The 25,351-nt window shown below is 72.8% G+C and carries 21 protein-coding genes; 15 read left to right on the forward strand and 6 right to left on the reverse strand.

Going from position 1 to position 25,351, the window contains the following annotated elements; all coding sequences use genetic code 11:
* Positions 1–22: 22 nt before the first annotated feature.
* Entirely contained in the window at positions 23–4,603 is a 4,581-nt protein-coding gene (locus BLR04_RS13035) for an FtsK/SpoIIIE domain-containing protein (protein WP_090763356.1), read from the reverse strand.
* Between the two features lie 307 nt (positions 4,604–4,910).
* Between BLR04_RS13035 and BLR04_RS13040 the strand changes: the two genes are divergently transcribed.
* The 12 genes from BLR04_RS13040 (at position 4,911) to BLR04_RS13095 (ending at position 15,236) form a co-directional block, all read left to right on the forward strand.
* Positions 4,911–5,579, forward strand: coding sequence for a hypothetical protein (locus BLR04_RS13040; protein WP_090763359.1), 669 nt, complete (start codon positions 4,911–4,913; stop codon positions 5,577–5,579).
* Between the two features lies 1 nt (position 5,580).
* Positions 5,581–6,297, forward strand: coding sequence for a hypothetical protein (locus BLR04_RS13045; protein ID WP_090763361.1), 717 nt, complete (start codon positions 5,581–5,583; stop codon positions 6,295–6,297).
* A complete protein-coding gene (locus BLR04_RS13050; protein WP_090763364.1) occupies positions 6,294–7,589 on the forward strand; it encodes a TadA family conjugal transfer-associated ATPase in 1,296 nt (431 codons plus the stop codon). Before BLR04_RS13045 ends, BLR04_RS13050 begins: the two co-directional genes overlap by 4 nt.
* A gap of 3 nt (positions 7,590–7,592) precedes the next feature.
* On the forward strand, positions 7,593–8,444 hold the full coding sequence (locus tag BLR04_RS13055; protein ID WP_090763367.1) for a type II secretion system F family protein: 852 nt from the start codon (positions 7,593–7,595) through the stop codon (positions 8,442–8,444).
* Positions 8,437–9,357: a type II secretion system F family protein gene (locus tag BLR04_RS13060; RefSeq protein ID WP_090763370.1), complete on the forward strand. Its 921-nt coding sequence runs from the start codon at positions 8,437–8,439 to the stop codon at positions 9,355–9,357. The genes BLR04_RS13055 and BLR04_RS13060 overlap by 8 nt, the downstream gene beginning before the upstream one ends.
* Complete coding sequence (locus tag BLR04_RS13065) at positions 9,357–9,590, forward strand: hypothetical protein (protein WP_090763373.1); 234 nt, start codon at positions 9,357–9,359, stop codon at positions 9,588–9,590. The genes BLR04_RS13060 and BLR04_RS13065 overlap by 1 nt, the downstream gene beginning before the upstream one ends.
* Entirely contained in the window at positions 9,577–10,008 is a 432-nt protein-coding gene (locus BLR04_RS13070) for a TadE/TadG family type IV pilus assembly protein (RefSeq protein WP_245740216.1), read from the forward strand. Before BLR04_RS13065 ends, BLR04_RS13070 begins: the two co-directional genes overlap by 14 nt.
* Positions 10,005–10,418, forward strand: a complete 414-nt coding sequence (locus tag BLR04_RS13075) for a TadE/TadG family type IV pilus assembly protein (RefSeq protein ID WP_090763376.1) — start codon at positions 10,005–10,007, stop codon at positions 10,416–10,418. The genes BLR04_RS13070 and BLR04_RS13075 overlap by 4 nt, the downstream gene beginning before the upstream one ends.
* Positions 10,415–10,828: a pilus assembly protein TadG-related protein gene (locus tag BLR04_RS13080; RefSeq protein WP_245740217.1), complete on the forward strand. Its 414-nt coding sequence runs from the start codon at positions 10,415–10,417 to the stop codon at positions 10,826–10,828. The genes BLR04_RS13075 and BLR04_RS13080 overlap by 4 nt, the downstream gene beginning before the upstream one ends.
* 81 nt (positions 10,829–10,909) lie before the next feature.
* Entirely contained in the window at positions 10,910–13,669 is a 2,760-nt protein-coding gene (locus BLR04_RS13085; RefSeq protein WP_218128869.1) for a bacterial transcriptional activator domain-containing protein, read from the forward strand.
* Positions 13,666–14,307 carry a hypothetical protein gene (locus BLR04_RS13090; RefSeq protein WP_143022028.1) on the forward strand — a complete coding sequence of 214 codons (642 nt, stop codon included), beginning with the start codon at positions 13,666–13,668 and terminating at the stop codon, positions 14,305–14,307. Before BLR04_RS13085 ends, BLR04_RS13090 begins: the two co-directional genes overlap by 4 nt.
* Before the next feature lie 5 nt (positions 14,308–14,312).
* On the forward strand, positions 14,313–15,236 hold the full coding sequence (locus BLR04_RS13095) for a hypothetical protein (RefSeq protein WP_245740218.1): 924 nt from the start codon (positions 14,313–14,315) through the stop codon (positions 15,234–15,236).
* Between the two features lie 46 nt (positions 15,237–15,282).
* Here the strand turns inward: BLR04_RS13095 and BLR04_RS13100 are convergent, their stop codons facing one another.
* The 5 genes from BLR04_RS13100 to BLR04_RS13120 form a co-directional block, all read right to left on the reverse strand.
* Positions 15,283–15,780 (reverse strand): methylated-DNA--[protein]-cysteine S-methyltransferase, encoded by a 498-nt coding sequence (locus BLR04_RS13100; protein WP_090763385.1) that lies wholly within the window; start codon positions 15,778–15,780, stop codon positions 15,283–15,285.
* Complete coding sequence (locus tag BLR04_RS13105) at positions 15,777–17,189, reverse strand: Ada metal-binding domain-containing protein (protein ID WP_090763388.1); 1,413 nt, start codon at positions 17,187–17,189, stop codon at positions 15,777–15,779. Before BLR04_RS13105 ends, BLR04_RS13100 begins: the two co-directional genes overlap by 4 nt.
* 71 nt (positions 17,190–17,260) lie before the next feature.
* The gene (locus tag BLR04_RS13110; protein ID WP_090763391.1) at positions 17,261–18,199 is read right to left on the reverse strand and encodes an NYN domain-containing protein; all 939 of its coding nucleotides are present in this window, start codon (positions 18,197–18,199) and stop codon (positions 17,261–17,263) included.
* A gap of 107 nt (positions 18,200–18,306) precedes the next feature.
* Positions 18,307–18,507 (reverse strand): acyl-CoA carboxylase subunit epsilon, encoded by a 201-nt coding sequence (locus BLR04_RS13115; RefSeq protein WP_090763394.1) that lies wholly within the window; start codon positions 18,505–18,507, stop codon positions 18,307–18,309.
* Positions 18,504–20,090: an acyl-CoA carboxylase subunit beta gene (locus tag BLR04_RS13120; RefSeq protein WP_090763396.1), complete on the reverse strand. Its 1,587-nt coding sequence runs from the start codon at positions 20,088–20,090 to the stop codon at positions 18,504–18,506. The genes BLR04_RS13115 and BLR04_RS13120 overlap by 4 nt, the downstream gene beginning before the upstream one ends.
* A 36-nt stretch (positions 20,091–20,126) precedes the next feature.
* Here BLR04_RS13120 and BLR04_RS13125 point away from each other — a divergent pair, with 36 nt between their 5' ends.
* From BLR04_RS13125 to BLR04_RS13135, 3 genes are all read left to right on the forward strand, one after another.
* Positions 20,127–20,903: an ABC transporter ATP-binding protein gene (locus BLR04_RS13125; RefSeq protein ID WP_090763399.1), complete on the forward strand. Its 777-nt coding sequence runs from the start codon at positions 20,127–20,129 to the stop codon at positions 20,901–20,903.
* Positions 20,900–22,657, forward strand: a complete 1,758-nt coding sequence (locus BLR04_RS13130; RefSeq protein ID WP_245740219.1) for a hypothetical protein — start codon at positions 20,900–20,902, stop codon at positions 22,655–22,657. Before BLR04_RS13125 ends, BLR04_RS13130 begins: the two co-directional genes overlap by 4 nt.
* A gap of 70 nt (positions 22,658–22,727) precedes the next feature.
* Positions 22,728–25,349, forward strand: coding sequence for a phosphoenolpyruvate carboxylase (locus tag BLR04_RS13135; protein ID WP_090763401.1), 2,622 nt, complete (start codon positions 22,728–22,730; stop codon positions 25,347–25,349).
* Positions 25,350–25,351: the final 2 nt, after the last annotated feature.

A 25,351-nucleotide genomic window follows, 5' to 3' on the forward strand; every position in this document is an offset into this window, starting at 1 on the left:
CCGTGCGGGCGGGTGGTGAGGGTCAGGGGGTGTCGGGGAGGGCGGACTGGATGGGGGTGAGGGTGCCTGTGGTGACCAGCAGGCCGCGGCCCTGCGGGCCGCCGGCGGCGCCGCGGGGGAGGCGGAGCGAGAACAGGTCGCCGTCCGTCTGCCCCTGCACCGACAGCAGCACCCCGGTACGCGACTTCCTGGCCTCCGCCACGAACCCGCGATAGGCCACGGCCAGGTCCCCGGTGGTGCCCGCGATCAGCAGCCCGTGGTCACCGTCCCGCCCCGTACGCAGGATCTCCTCCAGCGCCGTGCCGAGCGGGCTGTCGGCGTTGACGAGCTCGGCGTCGTCCACCAGCACGACGTACCGACTCAGGTCGGACACCAGCTCGGCGAGGTCGGTGGCGTTCCCGTCGAGCACCGCGAGCGCGCCCTTGAGGTCCCGCAGCGGGCTGCGGCGGGGCGCGACCGCGACGACCGGCGTGCCATGGGAGATCAGCGACCGCGCGGCGGTCACCAGCACCGACGAACGCCCCGAGCGGGACGGCCCCGCGACGACCGCGCCCGGCCCGTGGGCGAGCAGGTCGAGCCCGAGCGGCCGCAGCGCGTCGCCACCCGCCCCGACCAGCGCCCACAGCGGGGACGGCGGCGTGAACGACGGTTCGAGGGCGAGCGTCTGGGTGGCGGTGACGCGCGCGGGGAGCGCGTCCACCCGCAACGGCGGCTCGCCCTTCCACCGCCACGCACCCTCAGAAGCGCCTCCGGCGGCGCGGGCCAGCGACTGCAGGGCGGCCACCTGGGCCGGCCCGGCCGGGTCCGCGTCGAGCAGGGCGACGTGGTGCTCCACGATGCCGTGCTCGCCCATCGACAGCGCCCGTCCGGCCGGCATGGACGCCGGCAGCCCCTTCACCGGCAGCCCGGCCAGACCGTAGTCGGCCACGTCGGACATGCGCAGCAGCAGCCGGTCGTCGAAGACCGTCGAGACCTGCCCGAGCAGCCCCGACCTGTCGCTCGTGACCACCGCGCGGAACCCCACCGCCGGCCCCTCCCGCATGAGCTGCAGCGTGGCCTCGATCAGGCGGCCGTAGTCGTAGCCCTCGAACGCGGCGACGAACCCCTCCCACCGGTCGAGCATGAACACCAGCCACGGCAGGCGGTTGCCGGCCTGCCGGTACTCGGCCAGGGAGGCGTGCCCGGCCTCGGCCAGCAACTGCTGGCGGCGGCCGACCTCGGCGCGCAGCCGGGTCAGCAGCCGTTCGACGCGGTCGAGCTGGTCGCGGGTCACCACCGCGCCGCAGTGCGGCATCGCGACCAGCGGCAGCAGCGCGCCGGAGCCGCAGTCGACCGCGTGGACGTGGACGTCCTCCGGCGAGGTGCGGGCCGCGATGGACCCGGCGATCGTGCGCAGCGCCGTCGACCGTCCCGTGCGGGCCGCGCCCGCGATGAGCAGATGGCCGCCGTGCGCCACGTCGAGAGCCAGCGGCTGCCGGTCCTGCGCCCACGGACGGTCGGTGACGCCGAACGGGACGGGCGCCACCTCCGGCCCGGCGCTCGTCTCCTCGGGCAGGTCGAGGACGAGGCGGACGGGCAGCGGGTCGAGCCACGGGCTGGGCTGTTCCGGCACCCGGGCCAGCCCGGCGGCCTCGATGAGCGCGTCCGTCATCAGCGTCAGGTCGGTGGTCGCGGAGTCGTCCCCCTGCGGCTGAGGAGGCGCGGGCAGAGGACGGCCCAGGCCGCGCCAGTCGACGTCGAGCACCCGCAGGCGGACGCCGGGGTCGCCGCCGGAGGACGGGCTGCGTCCGCCGACCCTGGCCGTCTGCACGGCCGCCGCCGGCCCCATCCCAGAACGCACGTAGCAGCGGCCAGGCGTGGACTTGGAGATGTGTGCCGCGTCGGGCAGGTCGATGACGTCGACGGACTCGGCGGGCTCGGTCACCCGCAGCGCGATCCGCAGCGAGGTGTTGGCCTGGATGTCCGCCGACACGACGCCCGCGGGCCGCTGGGTGGCGAGGATCAGGTGGATGCCGAGCGAGCGTCCCCGGCGGGCGATGTCCACCAGGCCCGCCACGAAGTCGGGCAGCTCGGTCACCAAGGCGGCGAACTCGTCGATGATCAGCACGAGCCGCGGCATCCCCGGGCCGGTGTGGTCGTCGATGTCCTTGGCCCCGGCCGACAGCAGCAGCCGCTCGCGGCGGTGCAGCTCGGCCGCGAGCGAGTCGAGGGCCCGCTGCGTGAGATGGCCGTCCAGGTCGGTGACCATGCCCACGGTGTGCGGCAGGCGTACGCACTCCTTGAAGGCCGCGCCGCCCTTGTAGTCGATCAGCACGAACGTGAGCTGGTCGGGCCGGTTCGCCACGGCCAGGGAGCAGATCAGCGTCTGCAGCAGCTCCGACTTGCCCGCGCCGGTGGTGCCGGCGACCAGCGCGTGCGGGCCGTCGAGCCGGAGGTCGACCGAGAACGGGCCGTCGGGGCCGACGCCGATCAGCGCCTCCGTGCTGCCACGCGGACCCCAGCGGGCGGCCAGGGCCCGAGCGGACGGCGCGGGCATGCCCATCAGGTCGAGCAGGCGCAGCGCGCCGGGCAGGTTGCCGCCGGGGTCGTCCCTGCTGACGTCCCTGATCGGGGCGAGTGCGCGGGCCAGGCGGTCGCACCAGGCGAAGGACACCAGGTCGCCGAGAACCGGGCCGATGACGTCGAGGCCGCCGCCGCGCAGGCGTACCAGGCCGTCGGTGCCGCACGCGGCCACGGTCTGGCACTCCTCGGGCAGCAGCCGCTCGTCCTCGTCGAGGGCCAGCGTGTAGACGCCGCAGCGCGGCCCCTGGCGCAGCACCTGCGGCATGTTCGGCAGCCCGCGCAGCACCTGGGCGCCGTCGAGGATCACCAGCACGTCGTACGGACGCACGTCGTAGGTGGAGAAGCTGGGCTTCTCGGGCCCGCCGAGGTCGTCCCAGCCGGTGGGGACCTTGGCCGTGTCGGGGAGCGAGGTGTTGCGGCGCTCGTCGATGAGCGCGGCGAGCTCGGCCACGCGGCGGGCGGCCGTCTCGGGGTCGGCGCCGACCAGCGCCACGCAGTCCTCGCCCGCGCGCGGCGCGCAGTGCGGCAGCCAGCGGATCCAGCCCCACCGCTGCTCGGCGTCGGCGTGCGCGGACACGACCACGACGGCCAGGTCGCGCGGGCTGTGCAGGGTGGCGGCCTGGGCGATCAGCCAGCTTGCCAGGCTGGTCGCGGCCTCGCGTGAGCCCGTGACGCCGGCCACGCCGAGCCGGCGCATGGGCAGCGCCACCGGTACGGACCGGCAGATGGGCGGCTCGATCGGCCCGCCCTGCTCCTCCGACAGCTCCAGGTTGGCGGGCAGGTCGGCGAGCCCGACCCGTAACCGCAGCGCGTCGGCGTCGTGGATGCGGCGCTCCCACAGCCGCCTGCGCGGCCCGATCGCGGTCAGCAGCACCTGAGCCGGGTCGGGGGAGTCGGCCCGCCGGGTCACCTCGTCGGCGACCCGCGCCTGCTCCACCGCCTCGTCGTACGCCTCCAGCCTGGCGGCGTGCTCCTTGAGCGCCTTGCGGTGCTGCTTCCTGCCGTGCCGCCGGTCGCTGAGCCACTGGCCGATCATGATGACGGGCGTCATGAACGCCATGAGCAGGTAGTACCACTGCCCGAGGGCGACGGCCAGGGTCACGCCGAGCACGGCGGGCAGGAACGCGGCCAGCAGCTGCAGCCGCATCCCCTCGTTCCTCTTGGGCTCTTTCGGGCGGGTGAACGTCCGTCGCGGCTCCGGCCGCTGCAGCCGGGGCGGCCGGTTGTAGGCCACGCCCCCCTCGGGGTGCGGGGCCAGGTGGGCGTCCTGGGGCTCGATCGTGGTGAGCACGAACACCGACGCCCCGCAGGTCAGCACGGCCTGGTCCGGCCATTCGGCCGGCTCGTCGAGCGGCCGGCCGTCGAGCAGGGGCACCTCCTCGTAGCCGGCGGCGAACTCGGCGGCCTCGCGTTCCGCGGTCCGCGCGGTCAGCTCGGCGACCTCCTCGGCCCAGCGGCCCTTGAGCTTGGGACGGGGTGCCTCGCCTCGCGGCCGCCACGACCGTTCCACGGTGATGGTCTCGGGCGTCACCCGTACGGTGGCCGCCTCGGGCGCCAGCGTGGGGTCGGCGACGGCCATCGCGCACATCGGGTCGGAGCCGATGACGTGCACGCCCAGCCCGAGCCGGTGCACCGCGCCCGCGGCGGGGCCGCCCACCACGCGCACCTCGGCGACGCCGCCGGGCTCCTCGACGACGGTCGCGCGGGCGAGGCGGGCGTCCATGGTGACCTTGTCGCCGTCGCGCAGCACGGCGGCGGCGGGGGCGCGCGGGTCGAGCGGGCGTCCGTCGCACCAGAGCGTCGGCGGCCCCGCGTCGGCGGGTTCGGGCCCGCGCGGGCGCGGCACCGCGGCCCGCTGATCGGCCGACAGCCCGTACGGCGCCCTGGACCTGGGCAGCCTGACCACCGTGGCGAGCGGCCCGGCGGGGCCGGAGACGTGGCTGAGCGCCTCGCTCACCCGTGCCACCGTCGCGTCGCCGTCGCCGTCGATCACCACGTCACGGTCGCCCTGCCCGCCGAGCACGGTGAGCATGATCCGCATGTGCCGTCTCCTCGGTCGAGTCGGCGCCCAAGGTAGCGCCAGGAACGTCGCCGGGCGCGCCGGTCGGCGGCAATGGCATGGCGAAAAGGCCCGTAGCTGTGAAAAATGTGGCACCCGTTATGAGAGTGGCGACATGCTGAAATTTCGGTATTCGTCAACTTGGTAGAAAAAACAGGCATCATTGAATTCCGGTTGACACGGTCCCACCTGCGGAACAAGCATGGGTCGCCGAATTCCGCCACGCCATCGCGGCAAGCCCTCACATAATGGCGTGAATTCCGTATTTCACTTCGGGAGCCCCCCACCCATGAGGACCAGTGAAAAGCCTGCCGTCAACGCGGCGGCGGCGTTGTCCGGCCCTGCCTCGCGCAAGCTCCCCGTGCCGCCCAGAGAACGCAAGCCGGCCCTCGCCGCGCTGGCCGTCCTCCTCATCCTCGGCGGCGCGCTGGCCACGACCCTGCTCGTCCTGCGCAGCGGCGACCGCGTCTCTGCCGTGCGCATCGCCCAGCAGGTCGGCGCCGGGCAGCGGTTCACCGCGCAGGACATCGAAGAGGTCCAGATCGCCGGCACCGGCGTCGACTTCGTCCGGTGGTCGCAGCGCGAGCAGTTGCTCCGCAGCTTCGCGGCCGTCACGCTCGTTCCCGGCACCCTGCTGACGGTCGAGATGGTCAACGGGGCCAGCAGCGAACTCGGCCCAGGAAAAGCCACCGTCGGCCTTTCTCTCAAAGCCGGGCAAATGCCGGCCGACGTGCAGGAGGGCGACCGTGTCCAGGTCATTCTCGTACCGGCGCGGTCAAGTCAGGGACAAAGCCGCGTGCTCGCGGCGAACGCGCTCGTCCACACCGTCGGCGACCGCTCGAGAACGGCCAATTCCGGGCAGCTGACGATCGTCGTCGACGCCTCGGCCGCGCCGGAAATAGTGGCGTTCGCGTCCAGCGGCGAGATCGCCGTGGCCGAGGTCACGGAGGCGGGCTGAGGTGGGCCTCATCGTGCTGGCCGCCGACAAGGGCGCGCCGGGCGTCACCACGGCGGCGACCGCCCTCGCGGCGGTCTGGCCCAGGGCCGTGCTGCTCGCAGAATGCGACCCGGCGGGCGGCGACCTCGCCTACCGGCTGCCCGCCGCCGACGGCGGCGTGCTCAACCCCGGCAGGGGCCTGCTCACGCTGGGGGCCACCGCGCGGCGCGGCCTGGAGGCCGCCCAGATCCCCCAGCACACGCAGAAGATCATCGGCGGGCTCGACGTGCTGGTCGGGCTCACCCACGCCGAGCAGGCCGCCGGGCTCACCTGGCTGTGGGGCCCGCTCGGCCGGGCGCTGGCGGCCGTCCCGGACGCCGACGTGATCGCCGACTGCGGCCGCCTCGGCGCCCACCCGCAGCTGGCCGACCTGATGGCCGAGGCCGAACAGGTCGTGCTCCTCACCCGCGCCTCCCTCGACCATGTCGCCCACCTGCGCGAACGGCTGCAGATCACCAAGGCCGACGCCGTCGTCGTGATCGCCGACCCGCGCGCCTACCGCTCGTCGGTCGACGACGTGCGCAGGATCGTCGGCCCGGTCGTCGCGTCCGTCCACGGGCTCGCGTACGACACCAAGGGCGCCGAGATGCTGCGCGGCCAGTGGGGCGGCCGCCTCGACCGTTCCCTGCTCATCCGTACGGCCAGAGACCTGGCCGCGAGGCTGGTGAGCCACCGATGATCGACCACGCGCTCGTCAAGCGCTTCCGCCAGGAGGTCGGCGACCGCCTCGCCCACCAGCGCCGCCTCGACCAGGCGAGCGGCGTCCCCCCGATGACCGGCGAGGACGAGCGCCAGTTCGCCCGCGCGCTGATCTCCCAGGTGCTGGAGGAGCACGCCCGCAGCGAGATCGGCTCCGGCCGCACCCCGCCGAGCGCCGAGGAGGAGGAGGCTCTCGCGGCCGGCATCCACGCCGCCCTGTTCGGCGTCGGACGCCTCCAGCCGCTCCTCGACGACGCCCAGGTCGAGAACATCGACATCAACGGCTGCGACCGCGTCTTCGTCAGCTACGCCGACGGCCAGGAGCTCATGCACGACCCGGTCGCCGAGTCCGACGAGGAGCTGATCGAGCTCATCCAGATCCTCGCCGCGTACTCGGGGCTGTCGAGCCGGCCGTTCGACACCGCGAACCCGCAGCTCGACCTGCGCCTGCCCGACGGCTCGCGGCTGAGTGCCGTCATGGACGTCACCGTACGTCCGGCCGTGTCGATCCGCCGCGCGCGCCTCGGCAAGGTGTTCCTGTCGGACCTGGTCGGCAACGGCACGATCAGCACCGACGTCGCGAGGTTCCTCACGGCGGCCGTCGCCGCCCGCAAGAACATCATGATCGCCGGGTCCACGAACGCGGGCAAGACCACCCTGCTGCGCGCGCTGGCCAACGTGATCCCGCCCGTCGAACGGCTCATCACCGTCGAACGCGCCCTCGAACTCGGCCTCGACCAGTACCCCGAGCTCCACCCCAACGTGGTCGCGTTCGAGCAGCGCCTGCCCAACTCCGAGGGCCAGGGCGAGATCTCCATGGCCGAGCTGGTCAGGCGCTCGCTGCGGATGAACCCGAGCCGCGTCATCGTCGGCGAGGTGCTCGGCGACGAGATCGTCACCATGCTGAACGCGATGACCCAGGGCAACGACGGGTCGCTGTCGACCATCCACGCCAACTCCAGCATGGAGGTCTTCAACCGCATCTCGACGTACGCACTCCAGGCGAGCGAACGCCTGCCGATCGACGCCACCCACATGCTCATCGCGGGCGCCATCGACTTCGTGGTCTTCGTCGAGAAGCGCAACGACTACCACCTCGGCGGCAAACTCCGCCGGTACGTCTCCAGCATCCGCGAGGTCAACGGCTGCGACGGCCGCGTGCTGTCGAGCGAGGTGTTCGCGCCAGGCCCCGACGGCGCCGCCGTCCCGCACGCCCCGCTGTCGTGCCTGGAAGAGCTGGCCGCCCACGGCTACCTGCCTGGAGGGTGGTAGCGCATGCCGATCACGTTCGACCCTCTCGCGCTGCTCGCCGGCGCCGTCGCGGGCGGCGGCCTGTTCCTGCTCGGGCTCTCCCTGTACGGGCTGCGCCCCCGCCCGCCCCGGCCGAGGCGGCACCTGGTCAAGATGCTGACCACCCGCGTCGCCGTGGCCGCGGTGGCCGCCACCCTCGTGCTGGTCGTCACCGGCTGGCCGGTCATGGCGGCGGGCACGGTGCTGCTCGTCTTCGCCTGGCGCGGACTCGCGGGCGGCGCCGCGGAGGAGCGCGTCGCCATGCAACGCCTCGAAGGGCTGGCCGCCTGGACCGAGTCGCTGCGCGACACCATCGCCGGCGCGGCCGGCCTCGAACAGGCCATCCCGTCGTCCATCAGGGCCGCCGCGCCTTCGCTCCGGCCCCACCTGCGCGCGCTCACCGACCGCCTGCACACCCGGATGGCGCTGCCCGACGCGCTCGCGCACTTCGCCGACGAGCTCGACGACCCCTCGGCCGACCTCGTGGTCGCCGCGCTCATCCTCAACTCCCGGCTGCGCGGTCCCGGCCTGCGCGACGTGCTCGGCGCGCTCGCCGTCTCCGCCCGCGAGGAGCTCGACATGCGCCGCCGCGTCGAGGCCGAGCGGCGCGCGACCCGGCGCAGCGTGCAGATCGTGGTGATCACCGCGCTCGCCTTCGCCGGGCTGCTCGTGGTCTTCAACCCGTCCTACGTCGCCGAGTACGAGGGCTTCCTCGGCCAGGCGGTGCTCGTCGTCGTCGCCGGCCTGTTCGGCGCCGGGTTCGCCTGGATGCGCCGCCTGGCCAGGTTCGACAAGCCCACGCGGCTGCTCACGGAAGGAGGCGGCGGCCATGGTTGAGGGCGCGCTGGCCGGAGCCGTGCTCGGGCTCGGGCTGTTCGTCCTGCTGCGGGCGCTGTTCCCGGCCCGTCCTGGGCTGGTGGCGCGGCTGCTCGCGCTCGACGCCGTGCGCGAGGGCGCCGACGCCCCCCGCATCCAGCTCCTGCTGCCCGAGGAGGAGGTCAGCGCGTTCCGCCGCAACCTCGGCGCCCGCCTGGCCCGCCTGTACGGCGCCCGCGGCTGGGAGGTGCGGTCGGCCAAGGCCGACCTGGCCCTGCTCGGGCGCTCGTTCGAGGCGTTCCTGGCCACCAAGGTGCTGCTCGCGGCGAGCGGGCTGCTCGCGTTCCCGCTGCTGCTCGGCTGGCTCGTGCTCATGGAGTGGGGCACGTCACTGGCCGTGCCGTTCTGGGCCGCGCTGCTCGTGGCGGCGGTCTTCTTCTTCCTGCCGGACCTTCAGGTCAGGAAGGACGCCGCGGCCAAGCGGCGCGACTTCCGCCACGTCGTCGGGGCCTTTCTCGACCTGGTGTCGATGAACCTGGCCGGGGGCCGCGGCGTGCCCGAGTCGCTCATGATGGCCGTCTCGGTCAGCGGCGAACAGCCCAACTGGGCGATGGGCCGCATCCGCGACGCCCTGAGCGGCGCCCGGATCGTCGGCATCACCCCGTGGCAGGCGCTCGGCCAGCTCGGCGAGGAGATCAACGTCGACGAGCTGCGCGACCTGTCGGCGGCGCTCGGCCTCGTGGCCGACGACGGCGCCAAGGTGCGCGCGTCACTGACCGCCCGTGCCGCCACGCTGCGCCGGCGCGAACTGGCCGAGATCGAGGGCCGGGCGGGCGAGCGTTCGCAGTCGATGCTCGTGGCGCAGCTCCTGCTCTGCGCAGGTTTCGTCATTTTCCTGAGTTTCCCGGCCGCTATGAAGATGTTGGGGGTCTGATGAACCATCCCTGGATCGTTTACCTCACCGCGTACCTCGGAGAGCGCGTACGCCGGGCCCGTGAGGCGCCGACCCGCGGCGCCTCGGCCGTCGAGTGGGTGATCATCACCGCGATCATCGCGGGGGTCGCGCTCGGCCTCGCCACGCTGATCAAGACGCTCGTCGAGCAGCAGCAGGCCGAGATCCAGCAGTCCTTCGGGGGCGGCGGCGGTGGTGGTGGTGAAAGTCCGTGAGAGGCACGGCGAGCGCGGGGTGACGGCGGTCGAGCTGGCGCTGCTCATGCCGGTGATCCTCGCCGCCGCGCTGCTCATCGTCCAGGTCGCCCTGTGGTTCCACGGCCGGCAGGTCGCGGAGGCGGCGGCCAGGGAGGGCGCGCGGGTGGCCAGGGCGGCGCCGTTCGACACCGACGCCTGGCAGGCCGCCGCGACCGGCAAGGCCACCGACATCGTCCAGGCGATCGGACCCCGGCTGCTGCGCGAGGCCACGGCCACGACGTCCGAGAAGGAACCCGACGAGCGTTTCGTCACGGTCACCGGCAGCGCCGTCCAGGTGATTCCGCTGCTGCCCGACCTCACCTTCACCGTCACCGCGACCGCGGGCGGGCCCGTCGAGTGCTTCCGTCCCGACAACGGCGGCGGTGACTGCGAGTGAGCGCCCGCCGGGACGCCGAGCGCGGCTCCATGGCGGTGGAGACGGTCATGCTGGCCCCGCTGATCCTGCTGTTCCTCCTGTTCCTGGCCGGTGCCGGAGTGCTGGTGGAGTCGCAGGGCCGGGTCGCCGGCGCGGCGCGCGACGCCGCCAGGGCCGCGTCGGTGCGGCGTACGTTCGCCGAGGCCGAGGCGGCCGCCGAGGCGATCACCACCGGCGTGCTGCGCGACCGCTGCCGCTCGGCCGAGGTCTCCCTCGACGGCTCCGAGTTCCAAGGGGGCGGCCAGGTACGGGCCGAGGTGACCTGCGAGCTGGACCTGTCGTTCCTCGGCTTCGACGCCACGAAGCAGCTGACGGGCACCGCCGTGGTGCCGCTCGAACGGTTCAGAAGAGTCGAGGAGGACGGCGGGTGAGAAAGGACGAACGCGGGTCCATGTCGGTGTTCGTCGTCCTGTTCTCCGTGGTGGTGTTCCTGCTGGCGGGCCTGCTCGTGGACGGCGGCGCGGCGATCAACGCGCGGCTGCGCGCGGCGGACGTCGCCGAGCAGGCGGCCCGCGCCGGCGCGGACGAGATCGACCAGGACCACCTCCGCGAGACGGGGGAGATGCGGCTGCTCGGCGAGCAGCAGGTGTGCGCCAGGGCCGACGAGATCGTCAGCGCCCAGGGCGACGGCGTGAACCGCGGCGAGTGCTCGGTCGGCGACGGCCAGGCGCAGGTGACGGTCACCGTGACCGTGCGGTGGGAGGCGTTCTTCCTCGGCGCGCTCGGTTTCCCCGGCTCCGAGATGACCGGCGAGGCCGTGGCCGCCCCCGAGGCGCGATAGCCCCCGAGCCAGACCGAATCCCGCCGGTCGATGGAAGCGGGACCTGAGAGACACCACGCTTGAGCGGAGAAAGGAGAGGCGATGCCGACGCGAGAGCCCGCGCGTCCCCACCGGCGCAGCGTTGCCGCGCGCCCGTCCGGGCGCGGCGCGCGCCCGTCCCGGCGCGGCGATCCCGCACGCGTCCCGGCCCGGCGCCGCGCCGCCGACGTGCTCGCCGGGCTCGGCGCGCTGGTGGTGCTGATCGCGCTCGTGGGAGGGGTGCCGTACGCGCTGCTCAGGTTCGTCGGCCCGCCCGTCGGCCCGGCGCTGACCGACCTCGACGTGCTGACCGGCAGCGTCGGCCCGAGCACGATCATCGCCGTCCTGGTGCTGCTCGTCTGGCTGGCCTGGTTCCAGCTGTTCCTGTGCGTCGTCGTCGAGGTGTACGCCGGTGTCCGCCGGGTCGGCATGCCCGCCCGCGTCCCGCTCTCCGGCGGCATGCAGCTCGTCGCCAACAAGCTGGTCTCGGCCGTGCTGCTGCTGTTCACGGCGGGGGCGATGGTGGTGCCGATCGCCAAGCTGACGCCCGTGCCGGTCACCCCGCAGGTGGCGCCGGTCGCGTACTCCGCGCCGCTGGTCGAGCAGGCCCAGGAGATCCAGAAGACCAAGAAGGTGTACGTCGTTCAGCCCCCGCACGGCCGCCACCACGAGAGCCTGTGGGAGATCGCCGAGAAGTGCCTCGGCGACGGACGCCGCTACCACGAGATCTACAAGCTCAACCAGGCCAAGGAGCAACCCGACGGCAGCCGGCTGCGGATGGCCGACCTGATCAGACCCGGCTGGGTGCTCGACATGCCGGACGACGCCAAGAACGCCCACGTCGTCCCCGCGGGCCAGCCACGCGCGGAGACCCTGCGCGAACACCCTGGCCGGGTGGACGTCGCCCCTGGCAGCGTCCAGGAACAGGTGAGCGACCAGGCCGAACGGCAGGCCGAGAAGCGGGAGGCCCGCCACCGCCTGCCGGAACAGCGCGCGGGCCAGGGCGGACGCGAGCAGGCGACGGAAGTCCGCGAGGCCCAGGGCGCCGACCTGACCGACTACCTGGCGGGCGCGTCGCTGGCCGCCGCCGGGCTGCTCCTCGTGCTGGCCAGACGCCGCCGCGAGCAGCTGTGGCGACGGGTGTTCGGCCGCCGGATCGTCCGTCCCCGCGACGACGCCGCACAGGCGGAGGTCGCGCTCCGGCTGGGCGGCGACGCGCCTGGCGCGCGCGTCCTCGACATCGGGCTGCGGCACCTCGGCGCCGAGCTGGCCGCCCAGCACCGCACCCCGCCCACCGTGTACGGCGCCCACCTGTCGGCCCGCACGCTCGACCTGTGGATCCACCCCCCGGACGACGCCCCGCCCGTCCCCTGGACGGCCACCGACGGCGGCCAGATCTGGCGGCTGCCGGCCCACGAGGGACGCCTCCTGCCGGACCGCCGCACCTCGGGCGCCCCGTACCCCGGACTCGTCTCCATCGGCACCGACGCCGGCGGGCGCGTCCTCATCGACCTGGAGGCCGCGCAGGGCCTGATCAACGTACGCGGCCCGCAGACGACCGCGGCGCTCGCCGCCCTCGCCGTCGAGCTGGCCACGAACCTGTGGTCCGACAGCATGCGCGTCACGCTCGTCGGCTTCGGTGCCGAGCTGACCGCCATCGCGCCCGACCGGATCAGGGCCGTCGGCAGCCTCGCCGAGGTGCTGGGCGAGCTGGAGGCCGACGCGGCGCCGCGCGAGCAGGTGCTGACCGGGCGCGTCACGGGCAGCCCGCGCCGCGCCCACTACCTGCTGTCGGCGGTCGCGCCCACGCACGAGGAGGCCCGCCGCCTCGCGCTGCTGGCCCGCCGCGACACCGCGGGCTACGTCGTGGCAGGCGACGTCCCGCACGCCACCTGGACGCTGGAGATCGGCGACGACGGCACCGCCCGCATCGCCGAGCTGGGCTTCGAGGTACGCGCCCAGCTGCTTCCGCGCCGCCACTACCGGGCCCTGGTCGACCTGTTCCGCACGGCCGGCCGGCTCGACGGCGAGCCCGTCTCCGACCCCGAGCCGCTGGAGGGCGTCGACCCGCCCGCCGTCGAGATCAGGATCCTCGGCCCGGCCGAGGTCGCCGGTCTGCCCCCGATGGAGGAGGGCCGGATGGAGCTCGCCACCGAGATGCTGGTCTACCTGGCCACCCACCGGGGCGGCGTGCACCCGGTGGTGCTCGGCGGGGTGCTCTGGCCACGCGGCGTCGAGGACGCGGTCAGGGACACCACCATCGCCAGGGTCGCCGAATGGCTCGGGGCCCGGCGCCTGCTCACCGACGCGGCGGGCAGGCTCCGGCTGAGCCCGGAGGTGCGTACCGACTGGGCGCTCTTCCGCGAGCTCGTACGCCGCTCGCACCACGACCCGGCGGGCCGCGCCGCCCTGCTGGAGAGAGCTCTCGGCCTGGTCAGGGGCCCGCTGCTGGCAGGTCGCCGGCCCGGCGGGTACGCCTGGCTGGCGGCCGACGACCTGGAGTACGACGTGTCGGCGGGCGTCGCCGACGCGGCCCAGGAACTGTGCGAGATCCGGCTCGCGAACGGACAACCGGACGCCGCGGTGGCCGCCGTACGCCAGGCGCTGCTGCTCGCCCCGGACGACGAGGCCCTCTGGCGTGACCTGCTGCGCGCCACCCACGCCACCGACGACACCGTACGCCTGCGTGCCGTCGTGGAGGGGCTCGACCGCCGGGCGTCCTCGCACCCGTACGGGGGTGGGATGGCGCCCGAGACGGAGGCACTGATCCAGGAGTTGCTGCCCACGTGGCGCATCCACGTAGTGAGGGAGTCGTCAGCATGAGACGTGCGGCGATAATGACGGGCCTGCTGCCGGCCCTGATGATGGCAGCGACGGCCTGCGCGGCCGACGAGCCGCCACCCCTGCCGCGGGCGGCCGCAGAGGCCCCGCCGCCCACAGAGGCCCCGCCGCCCACGGAGCAACCCTCCGAGAGCGCCACCCCCGACAAGCAGGAAGAAGAGATCCCCACCGGGCCGCGGACGGTGCGGCTCGCGGAGGGCCTGCGGGCCAGGATCGAGTGGCCCGCCGACCCCGACCCGCTGGTGAAGCTCATGGTCGACCAGTACATCGGCACCCGCAAGGCCCTCGCCGAGGGCGCGACGAGCTACGCCGAGAACATGGAGTACGAAGCGGCGGAACAGGCCGGCGGCTGGCTGCAGGAGCACGCGGCCAAGGGCCACACCATCCGCGGCATCGGCCGGATCTACAACGTGCGCATCCGGTCGGTCCAGGGCAGAGGAGCCCAGGTCGACGCCTGTCTCGACGAGTCCGGCATCCGGGTCGTCTCCACCGGCACCGGTAAGACCGTGTCGAAGAGGTCCAGCGACCCGTACGCCCTGAGCGTGATCGCGCACCGCGGTCAGGACGGCCGGTGGCTCATCCGGACGTACATCGAGGCCAGGGAGCGGTGCGTCCGATGAAGGCCATGATCTCGACGCTCCTGAGCGCGGCGTTGCTGTTCGGCGCTCCCCCCGACGACCCCCCGCAGGGCAACGTCGACGTCGACCAGAAAGGCAGAACCACCACCGCGAACCTCGCCGTCCAGGACAAGATCGTCATCAGCGGGAACGGCGTGGGCAGAGGCCGGGGCGACAGCTACCGCCTCCCGAGCCCCTGCTGGTACGAGCCGTCCGCGACCGCCCAGGAGATGTACGACCGCTTCACCGACCCCCGCGAGAACGCCAGGCGTTCGGCGATCAACGAGGAGAGCCGCAGGGAGTTCCTCAAACAGTTCGAGGAGAAACTCGGCCAGCCGGGCCACTGGTGGGTGCCCAACTACGACCAGAACCACCCTGACGGCCCGGCCTGCTGGGGCGGGCTCGAACTGTTCGTGTTCGTGCCGCCCGACACCACGCCCCCGGCCGGCATCACGCCCGAGCAGCTCACGCAGATCGCGCGGGCGTCGCTGACCGTCCCCGAGCACACGATCAAGCTGAGCCCGGAGAACAGGAGCTTCGTCAACCTGGACACCTGGGTCTGGCTCGAAGGCGTCGGCGAGACCCGCCGTACGGTGACCGCGACCATCCCCGGCTTCATGAGCGTCACCGTGGTCGCCACGCTCAAGAGCATCACCATCGACCCGGGCACCACCGATGACCGGGCGGAGACACACGACGAGAACTGCGGCCCGAGCGGCCGGCCGTACACCAAGGGCGGCACGTTCACCTGCGGCGTCCGCTACCTGCGCGCGTCGATCGACCAGCCGGGAGAGAAGTACACCCTCGGCGTCTCCACCGTCTGGCCCGTCGAGGTGGAGGGCGACGTGACCGAGCTCCAGCTCGCCCCCGTGACGGTGGAGACCACCCGCGACATCGAGATAGGCGAGATCCAGAGCAACGTCAGACCGTAACGGGCAGGGAACGTCTCCCGGGGAAGCGGGAGGCGTTCCCAGGTGATCAGTGGCCGGACTCGTGCGCGAGGAGCCATTCCTTGACGGCGACGCCGTACAGGTAGCCGCCGTAGCCGCCCGTGCTGGGCACGACGCGGTGGCACGGGACGAACGGGGCGATGAGGTTCTGGGCGCAGGCCGAGCCCGCCGCCCGCGCGGCGGTGCGCGGCAGGCCGGCCCGCACGGCGAGCTCCGCGTACGAGACGGTCGTGCCCGGTTTGACCTCGCGTAGCGCCGCGTGCAGCCGCTTGCGGGTCGGCGTGCCGGGCTGCGACACCGGTACGGCGTCCAGGGCGGTGAGGTCGCCGTCCAGGTACGCGCGCACGGCCAGTGTCGCGGCCCCGAGGTCGTCCACGACCTCCAGCCCCTCCTGCCGCAGCGCGGGCGAGAGCCGGGTGAAGATCTCCTCGACGTCGCCGGTGAACCCGGCCCCGACCAGCGCCCCGCCGTGCGCCAGCAGCGTCAGCGGCCCCGCGGGAGTCGGTACGGTCTGAGCAGCGATCATGATGAGCTCCAGAGGTGCAGGGCGGCGTACGCCCGCCACGGGCGCCACCGTTCGACGTGGTCTTGGGGGATGCCCAGGGCGGCCATGCGCTTGACGAGCACGAGGTCGCCGGCGGGCCAGGCGTCGGGGTCGCGCAGCGCGCGCAGCGCGATGTAGCTGGCCGTCCACGGTCCGATGCCGCGGACACTCAGAAGTTCGGCCACCGCCTCCGAGGGGTCCTGACCGCCGTCGAGGTCGAGGTGACCGTCGGCGACGCGGGCGGACAGCTCCTTCAGCGTCTCGACGCGGCGGTTCGTCAGGCCGAGCCCGGTCAGGTCGGCGTCGAGCAGCGCGTCGGCCGGCGGGAACAGCCCGCCCGGCACGGCGGCCCGCGCGACGATGCGGCCGAGCAGCGTCCGCGCTCCGGCCACGGAGATCTGCTGCCCGACGACGGCGCGTACGGCCAGCTCGAACCCGTCGAACGCGCCCGGCACGCGAAGCCCGGGGCGGGCCTCGACCAGCGGCCCGAGCGAGGTCGGGCGGAGGGCCTGCGCGATGGCGTCTGGCTCGGCGTCGAGGTCGAGCAGGCGGCGGCAGCGGGCGACGACGCGGTTGAGCTGCCGCGTGTCGACCGTGTCGGCCACGGCCACGTCGAGCGCGATGTGGCCGTCCTGCGGGGTGAGCGTGATCGTGCCGCCCGGTACCGCCCGGCGGTACGACGTTCCGTCGGCCGTCTCCAGCCCCGGGACGGCGCGCGCGGCGAGGAACGAGAAAACCCCCTCCACGTCGTACGGATCCCGGCGGTGCAGCCGCAGCCGCAGCGACACCGGCCCGGCCACCCCTGGGTCGCGGACGTACTTCCCTGCCGTGGCGCGCAGCTCGCTCGGCGTGAACCCGTACGTCTCCCGCATCGTCGCGTTGAACTGCCGCACGCTGCCGAACCCGGCCGCGAACGCCACGTCCGTGATCGGCAGGCTCGTCTCCGTCAGGAGCTGCTTGGCGAGCAGCAGCCGCTTCGTGCGCGCCACCGCGTGCGGGCCGACGCCCAGCTCGGCCACGAACAGCCGGTGCAGGTGGCGTTCGGTGACGTGCAGGCGGCGGGCCAGCCCGGCGACGCCCGTGTCGTCGGCGGCGCCGTCGTCGATGAGCCGCAGCGCCCGTCCGACGAGGTCGCCGCGCAGGTCCCAGCCGGGGTCACCCGGCGACAGCTCGGGACGGCAGCGCTTGCACGGCCGGAACCCGGCCGCCTCGGCCGCCGCGGCGTGCCGGTAGAAGCGCACGTTGCGCGACGACGGCGTGCGCGCAGGGCAGATCGGACGGCAGTAGATCCCGGTCGTCTTCACAGCCGTGTAGAACCGGCCGTCGAACCTGGAGTCCCTTGCTGAGACGGCCCGGTAGCAGGAGTCGAAGTCCAGCACTGGGGGTGTCATGTCTTCGACCGTATGCCCTTGCCAGGGATGCCCACTGGCGGAAATCGGACCTGGCCGTGACCGCCACCCGGCTACTTGGACGAGACGCCGACGCCCAGGTCGAACTCGCGGTAGACGCGCGCCCAGAAGCCGTCGCGCAGCCACACCCGGGCCTCCGGGTAGGGCCGCAGCGAGTGGCCGAGCTCCTTCTCCGCCTCGATCAGCAGCTCGGTGTCGATGACGGTCGGCAGGATCGGTCCGGGCAGCAGGTCGCGGATGTTGTCGCGACCGCGGGTCAGGATCCACTTCTGCGCGACGTGCTCTCCGACGTCCTCGACGCGCGGCCGGCTCGGACCGAGCTTGGCGACCTGGCCGGGCTTGGCGTGCGGCTTGACGGGCGCGCGCCCGGCGAAGACCTGCGCGGGCGACGGAGCCGCGGGCGGGGTGACCGGCACGGGCTGGGGCGCACGGCTGAAAAAGGGCCTCAGGAAATCAGCACTGATCACTTCGACGGTGTCGGACTCCCACACCAGCCGTTCCGCCTGGTTGGTGCCGTACGGCGGCTCGACGCCCCACAGGTGGATGCGCACGCCGTACGCCTGGGCGGCCTCGACCGCCGGCACCATGTCCTCGTCGCCCGCCAGCAGGATCGTGTCGGTGACCGCGTGGTGCCTGGCCAGCGCCTCGAGGTCGCTGCGGATCTGCGCGTCGACGCCCTTCTGCTGGCCACGCGCGTTCAGGTTGCCAAGCCGCACCTTGACCCACGGCAGCTGGGCGATGACCCGCTGGTCAACGGTGGGCACACGGTCGCGGGCGGCGTCATACCAATAGATCCGCAAGAGTTCGCCAGAAATGCGTTGCTCTGCATGTTTCTGCAGGCTCTGGATGAGCTCATCGGCGGCCACCCGATATTCCTTGCGCTCCTTCGCGCCGAGGAGCACTTCACCGGCGGCAGCGTACAGATAACCTACATCCACCAGTACGGCATACTTGGCTGCCACAGGATGCGGCATGAGGTCTGGGATGGCCATGTTGTCCTCCAGGCCGCGGTGTTAGTTGATCGGCCGACTATATACGCCTACTTTCTCTAGATAGTCCCAACTCCCGGCGAGCTTGACACCCGTTTTCAGGGATCCATCTAGGGCAGTGCGCTCATCCGCCATGCTGACTTCCCTGGGACGACGGGCTTACGCATAGCCCTGCCGGGGTTTCGCCAGGTTTGACTTCTCGGCGTCGGCCGAGGCTCCGTTTGGGCGTGTCGTGTGGCGAGAACGGCGACGAGCGCGGCGATCTCTTCAGGGGTGGCGTCGCCCCGGACGATGCGCAGATGTGGCGTCACAGCGGGATGTTCCCATGCTTCTTCGGCGGGAGGGTGGCCCGCTTGTTCCGCAGCGCACGCAGCGCCCTGACGATCTGCGGCCGGGTCTCTGACGGGCGGATCACCGCGTCGACGTAGCCGCGCTCGGCCGCGATGTACGGGTTGGCCAGGGTGTCCTCGTACTCGGTGACGAGCTTGGCGCGCTCGGCGTCGGGGGCGTCGGAGGCGGCCAGCTCGCGCCGGTAGAGGATGTTGACCGCGCCCTGCGCGCCCATGACCGCGATCTGCGCGGTGGGCCAGGCCAGGTTGATGTCGGCGCCCAGGTGCTTGGACCCCATGACGTCGTACGCGCCGCCGTACGCCTTGCGCGTGATCACGGTGACGAGCGGGACGGTGGCTTCGGCGTAGGCGTACAGGAGCTTGGCGCCGCGGCGGATGATTCCGTTCCATTCTTGATCCGTTCCGGGAAGGAATCCCGGTACGTCGACAAAAGTCAGGATCGGAATATTGAAAGCATCACATGTTCGGATGAATCGAGCGGCCTTCTCGGAGGCGTCGATATCCAGGCATCCGGCGAAATGCATGGGCTGGTTGGCCACGACGCCCACCGGACGGCCGTCCATGCGGCCGTAGCCGACCACGATGTTCGGGGCGAACAGCGCGTGGACCTCCAGGAACTCCCCGTCGTCCAGCACGTGCTCGATCACCTGGCGCATGTCGTACGGCTGGTTGGCCGAGTCGGGGATCACGAGGTCGAGCTCCGGCTCGGGCCCCAGGTCGGCGGCGGGCTCGAACTCGGGCGCCTCGTCCAGGTTGTTGGACGGCAGGTACGACAGCAGCGCCTTGACGTAGTCGAGCGCGTCCTGCTCGTCGGCGGCCTGGTAGTGGGCCACGCCCGACTTGGTGTTGTGCGTGTGGGCGCCGCCGAGCTCCTCGAACGTGACCTCTTCGCCGGTCACCGTCTTGATCACGTCGGGGCCGGTGATGAACATCTGCGACGTCTGGTCGACCATGACCACGAAGTCGGTCAGCGCGGGGGAGTAGACGTGGCCGCCCGCCGCGGCGCCCATGATGAGCGAGATCTGCGGGATCACGCCGGAGGCGTGCACGTTGCGCTTGAAGATCTCGGCGTACAGGCCGAGCGCGACCACGCCCTCCTGGATGCGGGCGCCGCCGCCCTCGTTGATGCCGATGATCGGGCAGCCGGTCTTGAGCGCCAGGTCGAGCACCTTGACGATCTTCTCGCCGTACACCTCGCCGAGCGACCCGCCGAACACGGTCACGTCCTGCGAGAACACGCACACCTGGCGGCCGTCGATCGTGCCGTGCCCGGTGATGACGCCGTCGCCGTACGGGCGGCGCCTGTCGAGCCCGAACATCGTGGACCGGTGCCGGGCGAACTCGTCGAACTCGACGAACGAGCCCTCGTCCAGCAGCGCCAGCACCCGCTCCCTGGCCGTCATCTTGCCTTTGGCGTGCTGCTTCTCGACCGCCGCGGCCGACCCGGCGTGCGCCGCCTCGTCGAGACGCCGCTCCAGATCAGCGATCTTCCCTGCGGTGGTGTGGATGTCCGGCTCGTCCGGTAGGGGCTGGGCACTGCTCATGCGCGCAAGGCTAGTGCCTCCCCATAGAGTGAATCCATGACGGATGCGGTTCGCACCCACGGCCTGTTCAAGCGGTACGGGCAGCAGGTGGCGGTCGCGGGGGTCGACCTCGCCGTCCCCGCCGGGAGCTTCGCGGGCCTCGTCGGTCCCAACGGGGCGGGCAAGACGACCACGCTCGGCATGATCACGGGGCTGCTGCGTCCCGACGGGGGCTCGGCCATGATCGACGGGTACGACGTGTGGCGCGACCCCGTCGCGGTCAAGGCCCGCATCGGGGTGTTACCCGAGGGGTTGCGGCTGTTCGAGCGGCTGTCAGGACGCGAGCTGCTCCTCTACAACGGCAGGTTGCGCCGCATCCCCAAGGCCGACGTCGAGCGGCGGGCCGACGAGCTGCTCGCCGTGATGGACCTCACCGGCGCCGCCGACAAGCTGGTCGTCGACTACTCCACCGGCATGCGCAAGAAGATCGGCCTGGCCGCCGCGCTGCTGCACAACCCTTCGGTGCTCTTCCTCGACGAACCGTTCGAGGGCGTCGACCCGGTCAGCGCCGCCACGCTCACCGACGTGCTGCGGCGCTTCACCGCCTCCGGCGCCACCGTCATCTTCTCCAGCCACGTGATGGACCTCGTCGAGCGCCTGTGCGACTGGGTGTCGGTGATGAGCGCCGGCCACATCGTGGCCCAGGGCCCGCTCGCCGAGATCCGCGGCGCCCGCACCCTCAACCAGGCCTTCCTCGACCTCGTAGGCCGCCCCGACCGAACCACCCCCACGGGCCTCACCTGGCTGGGCGCCAACCCCAAGGCCGACCAATGACCACCCCCACCGGCCCTGAGGACCCGCACCCCTCCGTCGACGCGTCCGGTCGCGGGGGCCCGCACCCCTCCAGTCACGCGCCCGATCCCGACCACCCCTATCCCTCAAAAGGGACATCAGCCATTCACGACCCGAGCGCGCAGCACGTCGCGAGCCGGGTGACCGCCTCAGGGGAGTCGCTGCGGCCGTTGGCCACCATCGGGCTCTTCGCGCAGCTCAAGGTGCGGCTGGTGGTCGGTGGGCTGCGGGGGAACGTACGGCAGCTGGTCGGGTTCGTGTTCGCGCTGGCCGGAGCGGTGGCCCTGGCCGGGTTCGGGTTCTTCGTCATGGCCGTGCTCCGCCTCGTGCCCGCCGACGTCGCCCTCTCGACCACCACCCTGTTGTTCGCGTCGCTGACGTTCGCCTGGATGTTCATGCCGTTGCTCGCGTTCGGCCTGGACGACACGCCCGATCCGGCGAAGCTGGCGCTGTTCCCGCTGCGTACGCGCGAGATCGCGCTCGGCCTGTTCACCTCGTCCGTGACCGGCGTCTGGCCGGCGGTCACGCTCGTCGTCACCTCCGGCGCGATCGTCGGGCTCACACCGGGCCCCGTCGGCGTGCTGGTCGGGGTGCCGGCCGTGCTGCTGCAGTTCGCGCTCTGCGTGGTGGCGTCCAGGCTGATCACCACCGTGCTGTCCCGGGCGCTGCGCAGCCGGCGCGGACGCGACGTGCTGGCCGTCTCCACGATCGTCGCCGTGCTGCTCGTGCCGCTGTCCAACCTGTTGCTGGACCGCGGTGTCGGCGACCCCATGGCGGTGCTGCACGGCACGGCCGCCGCGCTGCGCTGGACCCCGCCCGGCATGGCCGCGCACGCCATCGCCGACGGAGGCCTCGCCGGCCTGGCCGAGGTCGCGGTCCTCGCCGTGCTCGCCGTACTGGGCTGCCTGCTGTGGATCAAGGTGCTCGGGCGCGCGCTCGTCACGCCCGACGTCTCCACCAAGGTGGCCTCCGTACGCCGCGAGCGCGGCCTGGTCGACCGGTTCCTCCCGGACGGCCCGCTCGCCGCGGTGGTGACGAAGGAGCTCAAGTACGTCAGGCGCGACCCCCGCTTCCGGGTCAACTGGGGCAGTTCCCTGTTCGTCGCGGTCGTCGTGGGATTCACGACGGTCAACGTGGACACGGGCCGCGTGTCCGAGTGGCAGCTCGTCCTCGTGACCCTGATCACCGGGCTGATGATCGGACTGATGTCGGCGAACGCGTTCGGCATCGACGGCCGCTCGCTGTGGATGAACGCCGTCGTCTTCGCGACCGAGCGCGACCTGCGTACCGACCTGGCGGGCCGGCACCTGACGACGGCCCTGATCGGGGCGCCGACGTTGGCCGTCGTCGCCGTGGCGGCCGGTGTGGCCGCCGGGCAGCCGGCCACGATCGTGCCCGCGCTGCTCGCGGGGTGGGGCCTGCTCGGCGTCGGGCTCGGCGTCGGCTCGATGCTCAGCGTGCTCCTGCCGTACACCATCCCTGACCGGCTGAACGCCTTCACCGGCGCCGCCCCCGGCCACGGCGGCCTGGCGTTCGCGGGGGCGTTCGCCGGCGCGGTGTCCATCGTGGCGCTGTCGCTGCCGTTCGTGATCCCCACGCTGCTCGGCGTGGTGTGGGTGCAGGTGGCGGCGCCGTTCTACGGCCTGCTCGTCGCGCTGCTCGGACGCCGCCTGGCCGCGCGCATCGGCCACGCCCGCATGCCGGAGATGATGCAGGCGGTCTCCAAGCCGACATGACGCGCAGTGGTCTAGTCCAATAGGCGAGACCGGTCTACGGTCGCGGAAGCGGAGTCGATATCTTCGAATCATGATTGACCAGGGGCTCGAGCGACGCAGTGCCGCCGTGACAGAGATGCCGGAGGAGCTGCGCCACGACGTGCGGCTGCTCGGCCGGCTGCTCGGCCAGGTCCTCGCGGAGCAGGGCGGCGAAGACCTGTTGTCCGACGTCGAACGGCTGCGCAAGGCGGTCATCGCCGCGCGCAGAGGCGAGGTCTCGGCCGACGAGATCACCGATCTGGTCGCCGGATGGGAGATCGAACGCGCGGTCGCGGTCGCGCGCGCGTTCACCTGTTACTTCCACCTGGCCAACCTCGCCGAGGAGCACTACCGCATCCGCACGCTGCGCGAGCGTGACGCCGAGGGCCGCGTGCAGCGCGAGTCGCTCGGGCAGGCGGTCGAAGAGCTGGGCCACGAGCGCGTCACCGAACTGCTGGACGACCTCGAGCTGCACCCGGTGCTCACCGCGCACCCCACCGAGGCGCGCAGGCGGGCCGTGGTCACCGCGATCCAGCGGATCAGCGGGCAGCTCACCGAGTACAACACCCCGGGCCGCGGGGCCTCCGAGCGCGCCGACAGCCGGCGCCGCCTGCTGGAGGAGATCGACCTGCTGTGGCGTACGGCCCAGCTGCGCTCGACCAAGCTCGACCCGCTCGACGAGGTCCGCACCGCCATGGCGGCCTTCGACGAGACCCTGTTCCGCATGGTGCCGCAGGTCTACCGGTCGCTGGACGCCGCGCTCGACGAGCACACCGGCACCCACCCGCCGCAGGCCAGGCCGTTCATCCGCTACGGCAGCTGGATCGGCGGCGACCGCGACGGCAACCCCAACGTCACGTCCCGGGTCACCCGCGAGACCATGCAGATCCAGTCCGAGCACGTGCTGACGGCCCTGGAGACCGCCTGCACGCGCATCGGCCGCACGCTCACCGCGTCCGCGGCGCTGACGCCCTGCTCGCAGCAGCTGCGGTCGGCGCTGGCCGCGGCCGTCGACGCCTACCCCGACGTGGTGTCCGAGCTGGCCACCCGCTCGCCGCGCGAGCCGCACCGGCAGTGGCTGCTGTTCGTGGCCGGGCGCATCGGCGCGACCCGCCGCCGCGACCTCGACCTCGCCTACCGCTCGCCCGCCGAGCTGCTCGCCGACCTGCGGCTCGCGCAGGAGTCGCTCGCCGCCTCGGCCCCCCGCCAGGCGTACGGGGAGTTGCAGCACCTCATCTGGCAGGTCGAGACGTTCGGCTTCCACCTGGCCGAGCTGGAGGTGCGCCAGCACTCGCAGGTGCACGCGGCGGCGCTGGAGGAGCTGCGGGGCGGCGGCGACCTGTCCGAACGCACCGAGGAGGTCCTCGCGACGATCCGGGTGATCGCCTGGATCCAGGAGCGGTACGGCGTCAGGGCGTGCTCCCGTTACGTCGTGTCGTTCACGCGATCGGCCGACGACGTGGCCGCGGTGTACGAGCTGGCCCGGCACGCGCTCGGCGACCGCGCGCCGGTGCTCGACGTGGTGCCGCTGTTCGAGTCGGGCCAGGACCTCGCCAACTCGCCGGGCGTGCTGACCGGCATGCTCGACATCCCCGAGGTTCAGCGCAGGCTCGCCGACACCGGCCGGCGCATGGAGATCATGCTCGGCTACTCCGACTCGGCCAAGGAGCTCGGCCCGGCCGCCGCCACGCTGCGGCTGTACGAGGCGCAGGAAGAGCTCACCGCCTGGGCCGCCGAGCACGACGTGAAGCTGCGCATGTTCCACGGCAGGGGCGGCGCCCTGGGCCGCGGCGGCGGTCCGGCCAACCGGGCGGTGCTCGCCCAGGCGCCGGGCTCGGTCGCGGGCCGGTTCAAGGTCACCGAGCAGGGCGAGGTCATCTTCGCCCGCTACGGCCACATCGCCATCGCCCGCCGCCACCTGGAGCAGGTGGCCAACGCGGTGCTGATGGCGTCCTCGCCCACGGTGGAGGAACGCACCGCGGCCGCCGCCGAGCGGTTCCGCGGCCTGGCCGAGGAGGTCGCCACGGCGTCCGAGCGCGCCTACCGCGCGCTGACCGAGGCGCCGGGCTTCCCCGAGTGGTTCGCCCTGGTCAGCCCGCTGGAAGAGATCGGCACGCTGCGCCTCGGCTCGCGCCCGGCGCGCCGGGGGCTCGGCGCGCCGCGCTCGCTCGACGACCTGCGCGCGATCCCGTGGGTGTTCGCCTGGGCGCAGACCCGGGTCAACCTCCCCGGCTGGTACGGCCTCGGCACCGGCCTGGCCGCCGTGGGCGACCTCGACGAGCTGCGGGCCGCGTACACCGAGTGGCCGCTGTTCAACGCGCTGCTCGACAACGCCGAGATGTCGCTGGCCAAGACCGACCGTTCGATCGCCGAGCGCTACCTGGCGCTGGGCGGCCGCGACGACTTCGCCGGCCAGGTGCTGGAGGAGTACGACCGCACCCGCGACCTGGTGCTGCGCGTCACCGGCCACACGCGGCTGCTGGAGAACCGCAAGGTGCTCTCGCGCGCCGTCCAGCTGCGCGACCCGTACGTCGACGCGCTGTCGCACCTGCAGCTGCGGGCGTTGCGGGCGCTGCGCGCCGGCGAGGTGTCGGAGCCGGAGCGCGAGCGCAACTCGACCCTGCTGCTGCTGTCGGTCAACGGCGTGGCGGCGGGCCTGCAGAACACCGGCTGACG

It is taken from the genome of Nonomuraea maritima, assembly GCF_900100395.1.
Classification (GTDB): domain Bacteria; phylum Actinomycetota; class Actinomycetes; order Streptosporangiales; family Streptosporangiaceae; genus Nonomuraea; species Nonomuraea maritima.

What these genes read in the sequence shown, in the direction of transcription:
- BLR04_RS13035 (WP_090763356.1), bottom strand. Translation starts at nt 4,603, where the DNA reads ATGCGGATCATGCTCACCGTGCTCGGCGGGCAGGGCGACCGTGACGTG.
- BLR04_RS13120 (WP_090763396.1), bottom strand. Translation starts at nt 20,090, where the DNA reads ATGAGCAGTGCCCAGCCCCTACCGGACGAGCCGGACATCCACACCACC.
- BLR04_RS13125 (WP_090763399.1), top strand. Translation starts at nt 20,127, where the DNA reads ATGACGGATGCGGTTCGCACCCACGGCCTGTTCAAGCGGTACGGGCAG.
- BLR04_RS13065 (WP_090763373.1), top strand. Translation starts at nt 9,357, where the DNA reads ATGAACCATCCCTGGATCGTTTACCTCACCGCGTACCTCGGAGAGCGC.
- BLR04_RS13055 (WP_090763367.1), top strand. Translation starts at nt 7,593, where the DNA reads ATGCCGATCACGTTCGACCCTCTCGCGCTGCTCGCCGGCGCCGTCGCG.
- BLR04_RS13050 (WP_090763364.1), top strand. Translation starts at nt 6,294, where the DNA reads ATGATCGACCACGCGCTCGTCAAGCGCTTCCGCCAGGAGGTCGGCGAC.
- BLR04_RS13095 (WP_245740218.1), top strand. Translation starts at nt 14,313, where the DNA reads ATGATCTCGACGCTCCTGAGCGCGGCGTTGCTGTTCGGCGCTCCCCCC.
- BLR04_RS13135 (WP_090763401.1), top strand. Translation starts at nt 22,728, where the DNA reads ATGATTGACCAGGGGCTCGAGCGACGCAGTGCCGCCGTGACAGAGATG.
- BLR04_RS13100 (WP_090763385.1), bottom strand. Translation starts at nt 15,780, where the DNA reads ATGATCGCTGCTCAGACCGTACCGACTCCCGCGGGGCCGCTGACGCTG.
- BLR04_RS13040 (WP_090763359.1), top strand. Translation starts at nt 4,911, where the DNA reads ATGAGGACCAGTGAAAAGCCTGCCGTCAACGCGGCGGCGGCGTTGTCC.
- BLR04_RS13105 (WP_090763388.1), bottom strand. Translation starts at nt 17,189, where the DNA reads ATGACACCCCCAGTGCTGGACTTCGACTCCTGCTACCGGGCCGTCTCA.
- BLR04_RS13085 (WP_218128869.1), top strand. Translation starts at nt 10,910, where the DNA reads ATGCCGACGCGAGAGCCCGCGCGTCCCCACCGGCGCAGCGTTGCCGCG.
- BLR04_RS13110 (WP_090763391.1), bottom strand. Translation starts at nt 18,199, where the DNA reads ATGGCCATCCCAGACCTCATGCCGCATCCTGTGGCAGCCAAGTATGCC.
- BLR04_RS13130 (WP_245740219.1), top strand. Translation starts at nt 20,900, where the DNA reads ATGACCACCCCCACCGGCCCTGAGGACCCGCACCCCTCCGTCGACGCG.
- BLR04_RS13090 (WP_143022028.1), top strand. Translation starts at nt 13,666, where the DNA reads ATGAGACGTGCGGCGATAATGACGGGCCTGCTGCCGGCCCTGATGATG.
- BLR04_RS13060 (WP_090763370.1), top strand. Translation starts at nt 8,437, where the DNA reads ATGGTTGAGGGCGCGCTGGCCGGAGCCGTGCTCGGGCTCGGGCTGTTC.